The organism is Streptomyces sp. KR80, from assembly GCF_052245555.1.
Classification (GTDB): Bacteria; Actinomycetota; Actinomycetes; order Streptomycetales; family Streptomycetaceae; genus Streptomyces.
Map to the genome: position 1 here is coordinate 12,164 of NZ_JBQQCD010000012.1, position 15,385 is coordinate 27,548.

Annotated in this window: 15 protein-coding genes, 1 tRNA gene and 5 pseudogenes; 12 read left to right on the forward strand and 9 right to left on the reverse strand. The window is 67.4% G+C overall.

Annotated features, from left to right (window positions below; genetic code table 11):
* Nucleotides 1–57: 57 nt before the first annotated feature.
* Nucleotides 58–444: pseudogene (locus ACTWQI_RS18040) on the forward strand (transposase); the annotation flags it as partial.
* 98 nt (nt 445–542) lie between these two features.
* Nucleotides 543–812 (forward strand): annotated as a pseudogene (locus ACTWQI_RS18045) (PH domain-containing protein); the annotation flags it as partial.
* A gap of 240 nt (nt 813–1,052) precedes the next feature.
* Here ACTWQI_RS18045 and ACTWQI_RS18050 read toward each other — a convergent pair.
* Nucleotides 1,053–1,127 (reverse strand) — tRNA-Trp (locus ACTWQI_RS18050).
* A gap of 275 nt (nt 1,128–1,402) precedes the next feature.
* Here ACTWQI_RS18050 and ACTWQI_RS18055 point away from each other — a divergent pair.
* Complete coding sequence (locus tag ACTWQI_RS18055; RefSeq protein ID WP_443271631.1) at nt 1,403–1,768, forward strand: hypothetical protein; 366 nt, start codon at nt 1,403–1,405, stop codon at nt 1,766–1,768.
* Nucleotides 1,765–2,439 (forward strand): nucleotidyl transferase AbiEii/AbiGii toxin family protein, encoded by a 675-nt coding sequence (locus ACTWQI_RS18060; protein WP_443271632.1) that lies wholly within the window; start codon nt 1,765–1,767, stop codon nt 2,437–2,439. Before ACTWQI_RS18055 ends, ACTWQI_RS18060 begins: the two co-directional genes overlap by 4 nt.
* Before the next feature lie 964 nt (nt 2,440–3,403).
* Here ACTWQI_RS18060 and ACTWQI_RS18065 read toward each other — a convergent pair.
* Entirely contained in the window at nt 3,404–3,625 is a 222-nt protein-coding gene (locus ACTWQI_RS18065; protein ID WP_443271633.1) for a hypothetical protein, read from the reverse strand.
* 57 nt (nt 3,626–3,682) lie between these two features.
* On the opposite strand from ACTWQI_RS18065, the pseudogene ACTWQI_RS18070 reads away from it, so the two are divergent.
* The 3 genes and pseudogenes from ACTWQI_RS18070 to ACTWQI_RS18080 form a co-directional block, all read left to right on the forward strand.
* A pseudogene (locus ACTWQI_RS18070) lies at nt 3,683–4,312 on the forward strand (transposase); the annotation flags it as partial.
* A 191-nt stretch (nt 4,313–4,503) separates the two neighbouring features.
* Nucleotides 4,504–4,831 (forward strand): annotated as a pseudogene (locus ACTWQI_RS18075) (transposase); the annotation flags it as partial.
* A 54-nt stretch (nt 4,832–4,885) separates the two neighbouring features.
* A complete protein-coding gene (locus ACTWQI_RS18080) occupies nt 4,886–5,323 on the forward strand; it encodes a VOC family protein (protein WP_443271907.1) in 438 nt (145 codons plus the stop codon).
* 736 nt (nt 5,324–6,059) lie between these two features.
* Here the strand turns inward: ACTWQI_RS18080 and ACTWQI_RS18085 are convergent.
* The 5 genes and pseudogenes from ACTWQI_RS18085 to ACTWQI_RS18105 form a co-directional block, all read right to left on the reverse strand.
* Nucleotides 6,060–6,605 carry a hypothetical protein gene (locus ACTWQI_RS18085; RefSeq protein WP_443271634.1) on the reverse strand — a complete coding sequence of 182 codons (546 nt, stop codon included), beginning with the start codon at nt 6,603–6,605 and terminating at the stop codon, nt 6,060–6,062.
* Nucleotides 6,602–7,003 (reverse strand): DUF1761 domain-containing protein, encoded by a 402-nt coding sequence (locus ACTWQI_RS18090; RefSeq protein WP_443271635.1) that lies wholly within the window; start codon nt 7,001–7,003, stop codon nt 6,602–6,604. Before ACTWQI_RS18090 ends, ACTWQI_RS18085 begins: the two co-directional genes overlap by 4 nt.
* 61 nt (nt 7,004–7,064) lie before the next feature.
* Nucleotides 7,065–8,153, reverse strand: a pseudogene (locus ACTWQI_RS18095) (IS256 family transposase); the annotation flags it as partial.
* Nucleotides 8,154–8,177: 24 nt separating this feature from the next.
* Nucleotides 8,178–9,074 carry an arginase family protein gene (locus ACTWQI_RS18100; RefSeq protein ID WP_443271636.1) on the reverse strand — a complete coding sequence of 299 codons (897 nt, stop codon included), beginning with the start codon at nt 9,072–9,074 and terminating at the stop codon, nt 8,178–8,180.
* 569 nt (nt 9,075–9,643) lie between these two features.
* Nucleotides 9,644–9,892, reverse strand: a complete 249-nt coding sequence (locus ACTWQI_RS18105; RefSeq protein WP_443271909.1) for a hypothetical protein — start codon at nt 9,890–9,892, stop codon at nt 9,644–9,646.
* A gap of 490 nt (nt 9,893–10,382) precedes the next feature.
* On the opposite strand from ACTWQI_RS18105, the gene ACTWQI_RS18110 reads away from it, so the two are divergent.
* Genes ACTWQI_RS18110 through ACTWQI_RS18125 form a run of 4 tightly spaced genes read left to right on the forward strand, consistent with a single transcriptional unit; the run spans nt 10,383 to nt 11,764 of the window.
* A complete protein-coding gene (locus ACTWQI_RS18110) occupies nt 10,383–10,562 on the forward strand; it encodes a hypothetical protein (RefSeq protein WP_443271637.1) in 180 nt (59 codons plus the stop codon).
* Between the two features lie 8 nt (nt 10,563–10,570).
* Nucleotides 10,571–10,843 (forward strand): transposase, encoded by a 273-nt coding sequence (locus tag ACTWQI_RS18115; RefSeq protein ID WP_443271639.1) that lies wholly within the window; start codon nt 10,571–10,573, stop codon nt 10,841–10,843.
* A complete protein-coding gene (locus tag ACTWQI_RS18120; RefSeq protein WP_443271640.1) occupies nt 10,798–11,508 on the forward strand; it encodes a transposase in 711 nt (236 codons plus the stop codon). Before ACTWQI_RS18115 ends, ACTWQI_RS18120 begins: the two co-directional genes overlap by 46 nt.
* A 37-nt stretch (nt 11,509–11,545) precedes the next feature.
* Entirely contained in the window at nt 11,546–11,764 is a 219-nt protein-coding gene (locus ACTWQI_RS18125; protein ID WP_443271642.1) for a hypothetical protein, read from the forward strand.
* 184 nt (nt 11,765–11,948) lie between these two features.
* On the opposite strand, the gene ACTWQI_RS18130 is transcribed toward ACTWQI_RS18125, so the two are convergent.
* Complete coding sequence (locus tag ACTWQI_RS18130; protein ID WP_443271643.1) at nt 11,949–12,479, reverse strand: TerD family protein; 531 nt, start codon at nt 12,477–12,479, stop codon at nt 11,949–11,951.
* Nucleotides 12,480–12,885: 406 nt separating this feature from the next.
* Complete coding sequence (locus tag ACTWQI_RS18135) at nt 12,886–13,755, reverse strand: hypothetical protein (protein WP_443271645.1); 870 nt, start codon at nt 13,753–13,755, stop codon at nt 12,886–12,888.
* 370 nt (nt 13,756–14,125) lie between these two features.
* Between ACTWQI_RS18135 and ACTWQI_RS18140 the strand changes: the two genes are divergently transcribed.
* On the forward strand, nt 14,126–15,232 hold the full coding sequence (locus ACTWQI_RS18140) for a baeRF2 domain-containing protein (protein WP_443271646.1): 1,107 nt from the start codon (nt 14,126–14,128) through the stop codon (nt 15,230–15,232).
* The last annotated feature ends 153 nt before the right edge of the window (nt 15,233–15,385 follow it).

Here is a 15,385-nt window from a genome sequence, read left to right on the forward strand (position 1 = left end):
ACGCGGCCATTGTGACCTGCGATGCGATGACCTCCACCCTCGCGTCCCACCCGCCGCCACCGACACCCGGGACGGCTGCCGTTGCCGGACCGGACAACTCTCGCCGGGGTCGTGTACGTCGTGCGCACCACAGTGGCCTGGCGGGACGTACCGGCCCACGTCATCGGCTGTTCGGACGTGACAAGCTGGCGGCGGCTGCGGGACTGGACCGAGGCCGGCGCCTGGCCCAGACTGCACGAGGTCCTGCTCGCCGAGCTCCGCAGAGAAGGCCTGCTGGGCATAGACGTTGCCGCGATCGACGGCTCCCACGTCCCCGAGCTCCTCCCGCAGCAGTCGACGAACTGGGCTTCACCTCGTATCCGGTCGGCAGCGTTGCGTGCCAGAAGGCTGCCGCACACTGCACAAGCACTTGCAGCCTGGATGAAGGCAGGATTCCGCGCATGACCAATGCCCGCCAAGTGACCTGCCGTCCCCTCTGGAAGCGCACCCTGTGGTTCTTCGTCGGACTCGGGGCGGCCGGGGCGAGCCTGGCCGCGGTGCGCATGGCGTACTGGGGCAAGCTCCTGGACGTGTGGCTGGACGTCGGCCTGCTTCTCGCCCTGGTGGGCATCGTGTCGCTCTACGGGGTCACCGCCCAGGTGAGCGCCGACGCGTACGGCCTGCACTCCCGGACGCTGCTGCGCCGCCGGAGTGTGCCGTGGCGCGACGTCGCCGACCTGCGCGTATACCTGCAGTACGGGCGCCACCGGGAGGAGATCCGTCGTGTCAGCCTGGTGCTGCGCAACGGACGCAAGCGGCTCCTGCCCCTGCCGCATGACAGCGGCGACCCGGACTTCGACGCGAAGCTGGACGCGCTCCGCGCGCTGCACCGCCGTTACGGAGCCCCGGAGTCGAGCCACGTCCCCGTCATCTCGTACCGCACCGCCGGGCGCGGCTCGGCCGTATCGCTGGGCCTGTGCGCGCTGCTGCTCGCGTGCGCGGGCGTGGCCGCGTGGTTCGTGCCGAACACCGCGTCGGAGAAACAGGCGTGGAGGTCGGCCACCGTGCACCGGCAGGGGCGGCAGGATTCGAACCTGCGGCGTGCGGGTTTGGAGTCCGCTGCTCTGGCCAGGCTGAGCTACGCCCCTTCGGTACAAATCACCCTGGCATGGTGGCCGGTGCTGCGCCATGGAATTTCCCGAGCCAGCCCGGAGCCAGCGTCTCATCCGGCTGTAACCGCCGCGGTGCTCAACGGTCAGTCGTCCTGGTTGGCCGCTGCCGAGAAGGGGAACACCCGATCAGCGCCGTCAGCGAGCAGGAGCACGCCCGCCGCCAGCAGACATTCACGCTGATCGGAACTGTGAGCGCCGTCGATGCCGCGTCTGCGGTACCGGAGCGGGCGCGACACGCGATAATGGGCAGCATGGCACCGCAGTCCTCACACGCTTCTCCGCCGCCTGCCGCCGAAGTGCTGCGGCAACGGTACGCGGGCCGCCTGCCCTCCTCTCTCGGAGACCTCCGCGGACCCCAGCACGGTCAGGTCCAGCTGCCCCTGCATGTCGCCTGGTCCGGGCTCCGTACCTACGACCTGGACCAGCCACGCCAGCGCATGAGCCTGTACCGCACCGTCCTGGCCGAAGGACAGCGCGACGACCTCGTCACCCTGCTCAACCAGGACCTCCTGCTCGCCCAGTGGCCCGTGCTGCGCACCCTGATCAGCAGGCACATTCGCCGTGTGTGGGAGGACGCCTTCCCCACACTCGCCAGCCGGACCTCCACCGCGGCGTGAACCTCACCGAGCTCCACCGGCGGCTCCTGGCCGACATCCTCGCAATCGGCAGCCCGTACCCACTGGTCATCACCGGCGGCTACGCAGTCCAAGCCCATGGACTGGTCGACCGCCTGAGCCAGGACCTCGACGTCGCCACCGAGAACCCGACCCCCATGACGGACATCGCCCACGACCTCGAGCAGGGCCTAACCCAACGCGGCTGGCACATCACCGTGATCAGCGTCGACCCAATCTCCGCCCGCCTGATGGCCACAGACCCCACAAGCGGAGAAGAGTGCGAGGTGGACATCCTCAAAGAGAACCTCTGGTCACCGCCGGAGGAAACAGAGTACGGCCCGGTCCTCGCTCTCGACGATGTCATCGGTACCAAGGTCCGCGCCCTGGCCGACCGAGGTGCGGTCAGGGACCTGATCGACGTGCACGCCGCCGTCGACCACCGCACCACCGCCGATCTCGAACGGCTCGGCGAACGGCACGGTCGCGACGAATTCCGCCTCGAAGACCTCCGCGACCGCCTTGCCGGCGCCGAGTGGTACGACAACGAGGAATTCACCGCCCACGGACTCACCGAGACCAAGATCGCAGACCTGAGAACCTGGGCCCAGCACTGGGCAAGCGAGATCGACCAACGGCTGGGACCACCAGACGAGGACCACCACGAAATCTGACCTCCGCGCCCCCAGCTCAAACGGAAGGCCTCCAGCGGAGGCCTTCCTGATCGCTCCTCGCGCACCCGGACTGATGAAGGCTGCCATGATCGGTGATGGGGCCACCGACGGAATGCGTTGACCAGCAGCTTTGCTGCTTCGTAGCTGTGATCATCCCGTGTTGACGTCGTCGGATTCCCAGGCTGTTCGGCTGGAGTCGGGGGGCTCCGCCGCGGCCTTGGAGTAACTCGTAACGCGGGAAGACAGGGGCTGATGGTCCCTGCGTTACGAGTTACCTCGCGACCGGCGACAACACGGAGGCACGATGGCCCGGTCCGACCGGAACGCCGGCGTCCGCGGTGTGACCTGGTGTCGGTGCGAGTGGCCGGCCTGCTCCAAGATCTGGTCGCGACCTGCGATGACCGGACCGGTGCCGAAGTTCTGCTCTGACGCGTGCAAGCAGGCCTGCTGGCGGCACCGGAAGAACTCGCTGGGTCCGGGGAACTGCCCGCCTTCGACCTCTATCAAGCAGAACGCCGCGGCTGGTGGACCCGGTGGGGCGCCCGACGGGCGGAGCGGCAGGCTAGATGGCGCGCTGAGCAAGCTCGGATGCGCCGAGAAGAGAAGAAATGGGAGGCCCAAGAGGCCGCGTGGGAAGCCGAGTGGCAGGCGTTCTGGGAAGCCCGAGGCCAGAGGGCGGCCTCTGGGACCAGGAGGTCGGTTCCCGAACCCGTCGCCCGTGTCTTCGCCTCGCCGACCTGGATGACGACGACACGATCACCCCGCGCGCTGCGTGGCGACAAGCCGTGCACTGGCATCATCCCGACAAGGGCGGCCAGCCGCACCTCATGCGAGAACTGCTCGACCTCAAGGCACTTCTCGAGAACACCCGGGTCTGGCGGGGCGCATAACAACCGCTGTCCCGTCTCATCGAATCTTGAGCGGTTGCATCCAATCCTGATCGGCGACAATCCAGTTCACGGGGTCAGAGTTTGTCCATTTGCGTGTACGGGCTAACGATTCGGGCCTGGCGTGAGCCGAAGTCGACGAGCATCGCGATGCCCTCCTCGACGCCGATGACCCTGCCCAGGCCGTACTGATCGTGTGAGACCCGGTCGCCTAGGGCAAAGTGCTTGGCGATCGGAACAACGGGGGCTTCGAAGGGGCTTGTGGACAGGTGGCGCCGGGGGGCGGATTGCTTCGTCATCGTGGAGCCAGTATGCGCCTCTGGGGCCCTGACCCAGTCAGGCGAGGATGGCAACCCCGCCTCGGCACCAAGCGCCTGGAGACCTGGCTCAGCAACCGCAGCGTCCGAAACGTCGGCCAGCTCGCCGAGACAGCCGTGCAGGCCGCCGATCGCCAGCACACCAGCCTGCCCGGGGAGAAGCTGACCGCCCAGCTGGTGCACACGCTGGCGAAGGAGGTGATGGCCCTCAACCAGCAGGTCGCCGAACTCGACAAGGCCATCGAGGCCCGGTTTCGCGACCACCACACCTTCGACGTGATCACCAGCATGCCAGGCCTGGGCACCATCCTCGGCGCCGAGTTCCTGGCCGCCACCGGCGGCGACATGAGCGTCTTTGGCACCCCCGACCGCCTCGCCGGTTTCGGCGGCGTCGCACCGGTCCCGCGCGACTCCGGCAAGATCAGCGGAAACCTGCGCCGCCCCCAGCGATACAACCGCAGACTCCAGCGCGTCTTCTACACGTCCGCGCTGTTCAGCATCCAAAAGTGCGACGAGTCCCGACGGTTCTACGATCGCAAACGAGCCGAGGGGAAGCGCCACACCCAGGCCGTCCTCGCCCTCACCCGCCGCCGCGTCAACGTCCTCTGGGCACTCCTACGCGAGGGGCGGTGCTACGAGCTCACGCCGCCCGCCGCTCTCGCAACTTGACAAACGGCATTAGCCTCGCACTTTCACGAGGCGGACTGTCCGACTAGTGGTCAAGAGAGCAGAAATGCCTCTGACCAGCGAGAATGAGGATTGCTGAGGTCCTTGTTCCCGCCACCGTCGGAGGCACTTTCCAGATGAAGAAGCGTATCGGGTCCTAGCCGCGTGTCCGCGTCAAGGGCGGCGGTCGCGGAGTGGTTTCGCAAGCCGGTGCGGTACTGCTGGTCGAGACAGTCCGCAAGACCGGTCTGGATGCGGCGCTATCCGCAACTCTGGCCCCGTGGCGGAAGCCCCGGGCCATACACGATCCCGGCAAGGTCCTCCTGGACGTCGCCCTGGCGGTCGCGCTCGGCGGTGACCGCCTCGCGGATGTCGCGATGCTGCGGTGCGAGCCGGCCGTCTTCGGCCCGGTCGCCTCCGACCCGACGGTCTCCCGCCTGATCGACGTCCTTACCGCCGGGCAAACACGCTCCGGACGCCGGTGGACAGGTCACGGTCGACCTCGACGGTGCCCTGGTACTCGGCTGCGTCCTTGCCGGAAGCACCCGATCGGCCCGGCTCGGTAGCATGCAACGCATGGCCATCAAACTTGAGAACGTCGGCATCACCGTTCGCGACCTCGAAGCAACGATCTCCTTTTTCACCGACCTCGGCCTCACGGTCGTCGGCCGTGACACGGTCAGTGGTGAGTGGACCGACACCGCCGTCGGCCTTGATGGCAATCACGCCAACATTGCGATGCTCCAGACGCCAGACGGTCACGGTCGCCTTGAGCTCTTCGAGTACATCCACCCCGAAGCGATCGAGTCGAAGCCCACTCGTCCCAACGAGATTGGCATGCATCGCGTCGCCTTCTCAGTCGACGACATCGACAAAGCCCTTGAGACAGCCGCAAAGCACGGATGCCGTCCGCTTCGCGGTGTGGCGACTTATGAGGACGTCTACAAGCTCACGTACGTCCGCGGTCCCAGCGGCATCCTTGTGATGCTCGCCGAGGAGCTGAAGAAGAACTGACGGCCGATCGGGTCAATTAGCCTCGCGCTTACACAAGGCAGGCTGTCCGACTGGTGGTCAAGAAAGCAGAAAGTGCCTCTGACCAGCGAGAATGAGGATTGCTAAGGTCCTTGTTCCCGCCACCGTCGGAGGCACTTTCCAGATGAAGAAGCGTATCGGGTCCTAGCCGCGTGTCCGCGTCAAGGGCGGCGGTCGCGGAGTGGTTTCGCAAGCCGGTGCGGTACTGCTGGTCGAGACAGTCCGCAAGACCGGTCTGGATGCGGCGCTATCCGCGACTCTGGCCCCGTGGCGGAAGCCCCGGGCCAAAGGGTCCACCGACTCCGTCCACGGACCCTCACGCAAGATCGAGGTGAGGAATCGATGAGACGTGATCAAGCTTTGTTGAGACGGGACAACCGCTCACCCACCGAAGCGCGCATCAAGGACCTGTCCCGTCTCAGCCGAATTGGCCCCGTCTCAATCGGTCGGGTCCTATTCACTCACCTTCTCAAGTGAAACTGAGAGGAATAGTCAAGACCTGTGGATCGGGGTATCGCACGCCAACCCTTGGTAGGACGGGATCTATCGAGATGAAGCGAAGCGCGAATTTCCTGGCATGCTCAGGCTGCTCCTGCCGGTGGATCGACAGGAGCGAGTTCGTCCATGCTCAACCGTCGGCGATGGATCGGCGATGCTGCACGATGCGCTGGTGCGCGACTCGGTCAGCATTCAGCGCGAGGGATCCCGCCGAGTTGGATCAGCCCTCGATCAGGGCCTTCAAGGCGGTCAGGCGGTCCCGCCACTGGGCTCTCGCATCGTTTGCGACGTCTGCGTCCAGAAGATGCGTCTGCTCGACAGCCACTCGGCACTTGGCGTCCCCGTCGGCATCGATGGTGACGTTCACGCGGGTTCCGTCGGCCGCGTCGAACCGGACCGATCGCGTCGGGTTCGATGTCCGTTCGGTCAGCTCCGGCTCGGGCAGCCAGCGCCGACGTACCTCCGCCTTGGTTACGGCATCAAAGGCAGTCCGGGCAGACACCGCGAGCGTCTTGCTGGCTCCACCGCTGAAGGTGCCATCTTGGCGGGCGCCGGGTTTGCGGATGCCACGGGCCTGTTCGTACTCCACGATGACCTTCTGCGCCCACCAGTCGGACATCCCCTGACCGGTGAGCCAGTCGGCGATCTCCCGGTACGGCCGTCCGGGCGCACCCCACTCGTCGAGGAGCGCGTACCACTCCGGGTAGTCGCGCCCGGATGCGGACTTCAGCGCGTCAGACGACTTGCTACTGGACTTGTCACTCATGACCACACCCCCACGATCGCCGCGATGATCACCACGTGCAGCAGCCAGTCACCACCATGGATGGCGGCCAGGCCGACGGGCACGTCCTCACCTGCGATGGAGTTCACCCACTGGGTGAGCACGAACCCGACCCACAGCAGCACACCCAGCCCGATTGGCTCGGCGACTCCGGTCACGCCGGTCAGGTCGATCATCACCGCGATCACCACGCTGAGCACCAGCATGACGACGAAGAACACCGCGAACCGCCAGGCCTCGGGCTTCTCAGGCGGCGCGGCGCCCCGCCACGCGCCCTGCAGGCGCACCATGCTGCTCCCGAAGACGGCGTACCAGACTCCGCTGGCCACGAAGGCCGCGACCGCGGCCACCAGGACTGCGAGGTAGTTGATGTTCGGCATCTCTCCTCCTTGACATCTACAGAAGGAGACTCATCCGCAGCACGGAACTCATCGCTGTGTGTCACGCGGCTTGCTGATCACCTCCAGATTCGTCGGGGCGTTCGATGAGCTTGCCGTTCTCGAACTTTGCGCCGGCGCGGACCAGGGCGACCAGGTGGGGTGCGTTGACGGCTCGACACCGGGCTTGCGCGGACTCGATGAGCTTAAACGCCATCGCCACGCCGGCGGCGCGGGAGCCGGGGCCCTTGGTGGTCCGCTGACGGTGTCGGACGGTGGCAAAGGTCGACTCGATCGGGTTCGTAGTGCGCAGGTGGATCCAGTGCTCGGCCGGGTAGTCGTAGAAGGCGAGCAGCACGTCGAGGTCGTGGGTGATCTTGGCGACCGCCTTGGGCCACTTGGTGCCGTAGTCGTTGGCGAACGCCTGCGCGGCCTTGACCGCGTGCGCCTTGTTCTCTGCGTTGTAGATCTCCGCGAGCGCCTTCCTCGCGCCCGTCTGGGCCGACTTCGGGAGCGCGGCGAGGACGTTGCCGATCTTGTGCCACCAGCAGCGCTGCTCGCGGGTCTCGGGGAACACGCCGCGGAGTGCCTTCCAGAACCCGAGCGCGCCGTCACCGACCGCGAGCACCGGAGCCCGTATCCCGCGGCGCTTGCAGTCGCGCAGCAGGTCCGCCCACGACTCCGACGATTCGCGGAACCCGTCGGCGAGGGCGACCAGCTCCTTGGTGCCGTCGGCGCGGACCCCGATCATCACCAGCAGCCACACCTTGTCCTGCTCCAGGCGGACCTTGAGGTGGATGCCGTCGACCCACAGGTAGACGTAGTCGACGTCGGCCAGCGGCCGCCTGCCGAACGCCTTGGCGTCGTCCTTCCACTGCTCGGTCAGTCGGGTGATCGTCGAGCACGACAGGCCATGGCTCGAACCGAGGAACTGCTCCAACGCCGGCGCGAAGTCCGAGGTCGAGAGGCCGTGCAGGTAGAGCAGCGGCAACACCCCCGAGACCTGCGGGGACTTGCGTGCCCACGCGGGCAGGATCTTGGAGGCGAACCGCATCCGCTCCCCGGTGGTCTCGTCGATGCGCTTGTCGTTGATCCGTGGCTGCCGCACCGGCACCACACCCGCGGCCGTGGTGACCTCGCGCTCAGCGTGGTAACGGCTGACCGGATCCGCTCCCGGTCAGGGTTGGGTAAAGGCCGTCTGGAGGAGGCCGGCGAGGAGGGCCGCGCAGGAGCCGTCGGGGTCCAGGTCGGGGTCGTAGATGGTGAGGTTGAAGCCGACGCAGCGTTCGGACCGGACCAAGGTCCGTAGCAACGGGGCGAGTTCGTCGGGCAGGAGTCCGCCGGGGTCGGGGCTGTCGACGGCGGGCATGACGGACGGGTCCAGCACGTCCGCGTCCAGATGCACCCAGAACCCTTCGGTCACGGGCACTTCAAGGCTCTGCAGGACCGCGCCCGCCAGCTCCTCGGCGCCCCAATCCCTGATCTCTCCGACGGTCACGTTCGTGATCTTCAACTCGGTGAGCTCGGCCCGCTCTTCGTCGTAGTCCCGGATGCCCAAGACCCGTACGTCCTCGTCTCTGATGTAGGGCCGCAGCCCTTCGAGATCCGTCAGGTCCGCCTGGCCGCGGCCGGTCGCGATGGCCAACTCCTCGCCGCCCGCGGCGCCGATATGGTCGGAGTTCCCGGGGTGCCGGAAGTCCGCGGATCCGTCGATGACGGCGAGTGAGTACCGCCCGAGGCGGCGGAGGGCGAGCGAGGCGCCGAGCTGGATGGAACAGTCCCCGCCCAGGACGATCGGGAAGGCCCCTGCCTGGACGTGGTGCTCGATGCGGTCGGCGAGCTTGCGGGAGTACGTGGCGATGGCCCCGGCGTTGAACACGCCGTCGCCCTCTCTCCAGCCGCCGCGGTCGTAGCGGGGCGGCACGACGACTCCGCCCTCGTACGCCCCGAGCCGTTGCACCAGCCGCTGCTCGCGCAGCGCGCCCGCCAGCTTGTAGCACCCGGGCACGGTGCCTTCGGTGGGCGGCCGGAGGCCGAGGTTGGATGGGGCGTCAATGACGACCATGCGGCGCATCCCGCCATTCTGACCGCGGGGGATGCCCAGGGCCACAGCGGTTCGCCTCGCGGAACCGGCGCCGAGAGCCATCCGCGGAAGTGCAGCCCTCACCGACATCGTCAGGGGCTACCGGTCCTGGCTGGACACCCGGACCTGGTATCACCTCGAAACACCAACGCCGGACCCTATCGGCTGAGACAGCGCGTGCCATGCACGCACGCCGGACCGCATCAGCTGAGAAACCTCCCGTCACCGCGTCTCAGCCGATCTGGTCCACCGCAGGTCACAGCCATGGCCGCGAACAGATCCGTTGAGACGGGACAAGACCCAGCTCATTCCGTCACTGAACAGCTCTGCATTTCGTCGGTGACCCGAGTTCCTCTGGGGTACCAAGGAAGGCAGGTCCGCAGCTGGCCGGGAGACGCTCCACAACCATGGCGACGGCTTGTACGGCTGCCTCCCTGGCCCCACGGTCTGCGAACGAAGCGGTCCAAGCGCAGCTGACCCGCCTACCGCATGCATGCACGAGCCCTCGCACCTCCTCGACGGGCTCCGGAGTGCGAGGGCTCGGCACGATCCCGCCGGGCTCAGTGCTGGAAGCGGCCGGGATCAAGTCCCGGCTTCTTGACCCAGCCCATCTTCACCAGCTCGTTGCACACGGCCTGAGGCGACTGCGTCGTCCCGTACTGCTTCTTCACTTCCTTGATGCAGTCGGCATACGGGAAAGGCCCACCGGCCAACCACATCTGAAGGTGGATGTCAGAGGCGGCCTGGGCAGCCGCCCCCGTGAACAACACGCCGCTCATCGCAATGGCCGCGGCCAGGGCAAAACTCATCCGTCGCACAGCTGTCCTCCTCTCCTCACTCCGAAGCCCGGTGCTCCGGACGCGCATGAGCCTTCCCGCAGCTCATCGGAGATCAGCCGCTCAGCAAGACTCGCCACCACTCAACGAGCCGACCCGCCATAAGGAACGCCCCGTACTGAGCGTTTAGCCCTGGAATGTGGTGGTGCGCTGCGGTTTTCCCGCCCCCCTGGTGGGAGGCCCAGCAGCTCCTGAACAGGGGGCGCGGCCCTAGCTAGGTCGCGTCATTTGGATCATCGCGGGGCCGTTCCACCGGCCGCGGCACCTCGCCGCGTGGTCGGCAGAAGCAACCCTTCCGGGTGTGCGGCGGTCCTACCGGGCGTCGTGCTCAGAGGGTCAGCCTCTGTCGACTCGTACCGGTAAGCCGACTGGACAGGGCGTAGTCCATGAAGCTCGATCCCGGCCTCTGCCTGGAAGTTCCGGAGGGTTCGACGATACGGATGCTGAGACTCAGGTGCATCCAATGGCCAGGAAGCTGTTCCCCGCCACAACTGCCGCGGAAGCCTTTAGGAAAGCCTACGAGTGGGCGGGGGAACAAAAAGTCTTCCTGGTAGATGTGTCATGGGATTTCGCGCACGACGAGGACGAGCCCTACACGCTGAGCATCTATTTCACGTTCGAGCTGGATCCTGAAGACACCTGACCACGGCTATGCAGTTTCGTTTGGATCAGCCGGTGGTTGGTCCGGGTGTGCCGTTGACTGATGCGCAGTGGGCGCGGATCGAGCAGTTACTTCCAGACCGGACGCCGAAGGGTGGGCGATGGCGTGATCACCATGAGGTGATCGATGCGATTACCTGGAAGTTCCAGACTTGGTCGCAGTGGTGCACCTGCCGGAGAGGTACGGCAACTGGCGGGGCGTCTACAACCGGCTGCGGATGTGGGCCGTCGATGGCATGTGGGAGCGGGGGTTCACCGCCCTGATGGCCAAGCCGACGCCGATGAGGACTTGGACTGGGCCGTCTCGGTGGATTCCACGATCGTGCGCGCTCATCAGCACGCGGCCGGGGCCCGCAAAAGGGGCCCCGGCCGGTGAGCCGGCTGACCACGCCATCGGCCGGTCCCGCGGCGGACTGACCACAAAGATCCACCTCGCAGCCGACGGCCGCTGCCGGCCCCTGGCCTTCCATCTCACCGCCGGACAGGCCGGCGATGCGCCCACGTTCACCGGTGTGATGGCACGTCTGCGCGTTCCCCGCCGCCGTGGACGGCCCCGCGCCAGGCCGGACATGGTCCTGGCTGACAAGGCGTACTCCTCACGCGCCATCCGCGAGCACCTGTGCAAACGCGGAATCCGGGCGGTGATCCCGGTTCCGGCAGATCAGCAGGGTCACCGGCTGCGAGACGGCAGCCCTCGGTGGCAGGCCACCTGCCTTCGACCGCGAGGCATACAAGCAGCGCAACGCTGTCGAGCGGTGCATCAACCGCCTGAAGCAGTGGCGAGGCATCGCCACCCGCTACGAGAAGACCGCAACCATCTACCTGGCCGCACTCCGCGTCGCAGGCATCTTCCTGTGGTCCGCACGATGATCCAAACGACATCACCTAGCTGTGTATCCGGCCCGGCTCGCAGCCCCCGGGATGGCTGAACGTGCAGTGACTGAACAGCTGACACACGCTGGAACCATGAACACTCCCGCACCGGTTCCCATCCTCGTCTCCCGCGTGTTTCCCGGCGACCCGCCATTCCGCATCGTCCACATCAACGGCGTCCCCGCCGGAAAGGCCTCGGGCATCGTGGATGTGATCAGAATCGTGCAGCACGCAGGCTTCACACACGTGGATCTCGATGATCCAGCCGTCGTGAGGTGGGTCGGCGGAGACAAGTACACCTGGGCACGCTGACCCTCCAGCCTCAGCCCAGCCCCCAGACACCTCAGCGTCAGGCCTTGCGGCACAACCGCCCTACTGGAGTCCGCCGGACCCAACGGTCGGCGGACTCCTTGTTGTCACCTCACGGCGCACCGGCTCGAGTCCGGTGCCGATCCGCTCCGCACGGATGCACCAGGACAGCCGGCGCCACCGAGCATCAGGAGAATTTGTCGCCCATCATCCCGACGAACGAAACCGGGTCGGCATCGAACCCCCGGACGACCCCGCGGAACTCCCATCCCCCCGAACCGTCCCGAGTGAACTCCGCGACCGTCGCAGCGGTGCACCCGGAGACACCGGCGAAGTCGTTCTCCGCCAGCGCATGATGCCCCTCAAGAACCCGGACACCCGTATGCGCCACCTCGCCGAAAGTTCTCCGGCCCTCGCGCTGCTGAATGGCAACGCCCACGACCACACGAGCGTATGCGGGCGCCAACCGATCCAGCTCCAGCGTCATGACCTCATCGAAACCCAAACCCTGACCGGTCCGGCTGTCCCTGTTGAGAACAATCGTGCCGTCAGGCGATCGGCTGTCGAAGTGCACGAGGTATGCGGGCTTGCCGTACGGGTCGCCCGCGGCATACGTCGCAGCCACGATGTCCAGATCATGGGCCGGCTCACCAGAAGGGCTGGGATCCCACCTCAGTGCCACCTCGACTTTCCCAAACCCCTTGTTGAGACTGCTCACCAGACTTCCCCTCCTCATAACCCGGCTGATACGGGATCCGTCCGCGTTCCGGTCCAGGCAGACCACGTCCCCAACTGCCCGACGCCTCACCCTCGTTCCCATCGTGTCACGCTTGGTGTTCCGCCACGTGGGGACCTACCTGTTCCATCCAACGGACACGGCCGAATCGGCCGCGACACGGCGCGCGACGAGGCTCCGTTCGTCGCGCCGCACCCGAGTCGGCTCCCCCGCGCCGGGATGCGCGGCACAGACATGTCCTCCCGCGCGGAGCGCTCAAGCCATCCGCGTCCGGTGTGACGCACGTGCTCCGGTGTCAGCAGACGATGCCCCGCGATCGCAGCCACGCGCACTGTGTCTGTCCCGAGGTCCTGCCCTCGTGATCCCCTGGCGGTCCCCGGCTCCCGGCTCACAGCAGGCGTGCGAGGGGAAGCGCTGCGACGTCGGGGGCGGGCCGGGAGAGGTACAGGTCGGTGTGGTAGTAGCCGTCGGCTTCCCTGCCCGCCGGGTGCAGTCCGATCTCCGCCAGGGCGCGGAACGCGGCGTGCTGTTCAGCGCGGTCCGCGAAGCGGCGCTGCCGGAACGTCCGGGCCGGAAGGCGCTCGGTCACCAGACCCGCGCCGGACAGCAGCTCGGTGATCGGCTGGTAGGGCACCGTGCGCAGCACGAACGCCGCGATCCACGGCGGTGTCGCCATGCTGTCGAGGAGCCTGGTGAAGGTGTTGACGAAGACGTAGCCGACGCCTCCGGTGATGATGATGAGATCCGTACCGACCAACGCGCGACGCAGGGCCGGGCTCGGCTCGGTGAGTTCGAGGTTCTCCCCGAAGGCGTGATCGAGGAGCCCGATGTCATGGGCGTACGCCGCCGCCTGGGATGCCGCGTCGATGCCTGTCACCCGCGCGGCGTCGGGGCGGCGCCGGGCTGCGAAGAACAGCCGGTCCTCGGCCACGAGCTGCCGGGTCGGCAGGGCCGCGAGGCGGTCGGCGGTGTAGCGGACGTACAAGTCGGCCAGGGTGACATGGTGGTTGAGGAGCGCCGCGTTGATCCCGTAGGAGCAGCACAGGTCCACCACGGTCAGCGGCGTCCGTTCGGGACGCAGCCGGTGCAGGGCGTCGGCCAGGGCGCGGAAGACTGCCTGGCCGTGGTGGGGTATCTGATACTCCAGTGGCTGCAGCGTCGCGAAGTACGTCCGGGGGTCGGGGCAGTCGTAGATGTGGCCGAAGTCCGCTTTCCCCCAGTCGACGCACCTGCTGGTCCTGCTCGCTCCTGCTGCCACGGGGGGCCTCCTGTGTGCGTCGCATGGGGCTGGGCGGTCGAACGAGCATGGTCGGAGCCGGTGATGACGCTCCCACCGCGCCATGAACCAACCGTGATCTCGCGAGGGTGTGGGGGCATCCCGGAGACACCCAAAAGAGTGAGTGAGTCCCTGAGCTCCGAGTGCTCGGAAGCCTGGTCGGCGCAGGCTGGCAGAGGTCCTGGCGCAGCTGGTCGCTGCGCCGCTGGAAGCGGTGGCGGCCGGCCTGCTCTCGGATGACGTGGCCCCGACCGTCGGCCCTGGTCGTGGCGCGGCCGACGACGCCACGCCGCGCTCGTGATCGAAGCCGGACTTTGGGGGTAACCGGGGACTGAGCCGGGAGGAGGAAATCGTGAAGCTGTCCTTCCTCGCACCGCTGTACGCACAGCCGGGACCGTATGCGTGTGCCTATGTCGACACCTCTCGCGACATCGACGACCCCGACTCGGCCGTCGAGCTGCGCCGACGTCACCTGCGCGATGAGCTGGCCGCCCAGGGCGCGGATCCGGCCACGGTGGAGGCGCTGGCCGACGTGGTCGGCACCGACCGGGACGTGCCCGGACGGCACGGTCAAGCGATCTTCGCGGCACACGGGCAGCTGGCCCTGGTGGAAGAGCTGCCCGAGCCGCCGGTGCACGACAGGGCGCGGTACGTCACGGTGCCCGATGCCCTGCCGCTGGCGGCGCAGCACGCGCCGGACATTCCGTACGCGGCCGTCGTCGTGCGCCGTGCCGACCTGAGAGGTGAGACCGGCGCCCAGCAGGCGGCCTTGCGGGTCGAGCTGGAGTCCGGCAGGTGGCCGATCAGCAGCGTCGCGCCGGGCAACCGGCTGCACCGGCGGGTTCCGGCAGACGAGTGGCAGGAGGCTGCAGCCGAGCTCGTCGCAGAGCTGGAAGCCCTGGCCGACCGGGGCGGGGCCGAGGTGATCGTGGTGTGCGGGGTGGTGTGGGCCCGCGGCGTGCTCATCCACCATCTGCCGCAGCGGCTGCGTGAGCGTGTGCTCACCGTCGAGGGCGACGCACTGGCGGAGGACACCGGCCGGGCGCTGCTGGAGCGGGAACTCGGTGAGCTGTTCCGGGACCGTATGGCGACACATGACCGGGAACGGATCGGACGGTTCCTGGCTGAGCGGGCCCGGGAGGGCGGTGCGGCTGAGGGCTTGTCGGCGACCGTCGCCGCGCTGCAGCGCGGTCAGGCCGGTGTGCTGCTGCTCAATCGGCCTGCACAGTTCCCGCGTCGGCTCTGGGCCGGGCCGGAGCCTGCGCAGATCGCCCTCTCGGCTGCGGATCTGCAGTCCTTCGGTGTGAGCGCCGTCGAGGAGCAGCCGGCCGATGCGGCATTGATCCGTGCGGTCGTCGGTACGGGCGCCGAGTTGGTCGTCGTACCGCAGGACGATCTGCCGCTGGATGACGGGGTCGGAGTGCTGCTGCGTTACGCGGATCGGGCGACGCCGTCGTGAGAGGAAGACGTCAATTCCCCTGCGAGACAACGGAATACAGCAGTGTCGCGCGATCGGCCGAATGCCTGGGCGCCTCACCTCAACGTCTGGTGAACACTCGCTGACAGGTCGTCGCCACACGGGGCCGCAGCCCCCTGCGGCCTCGTACTTTGT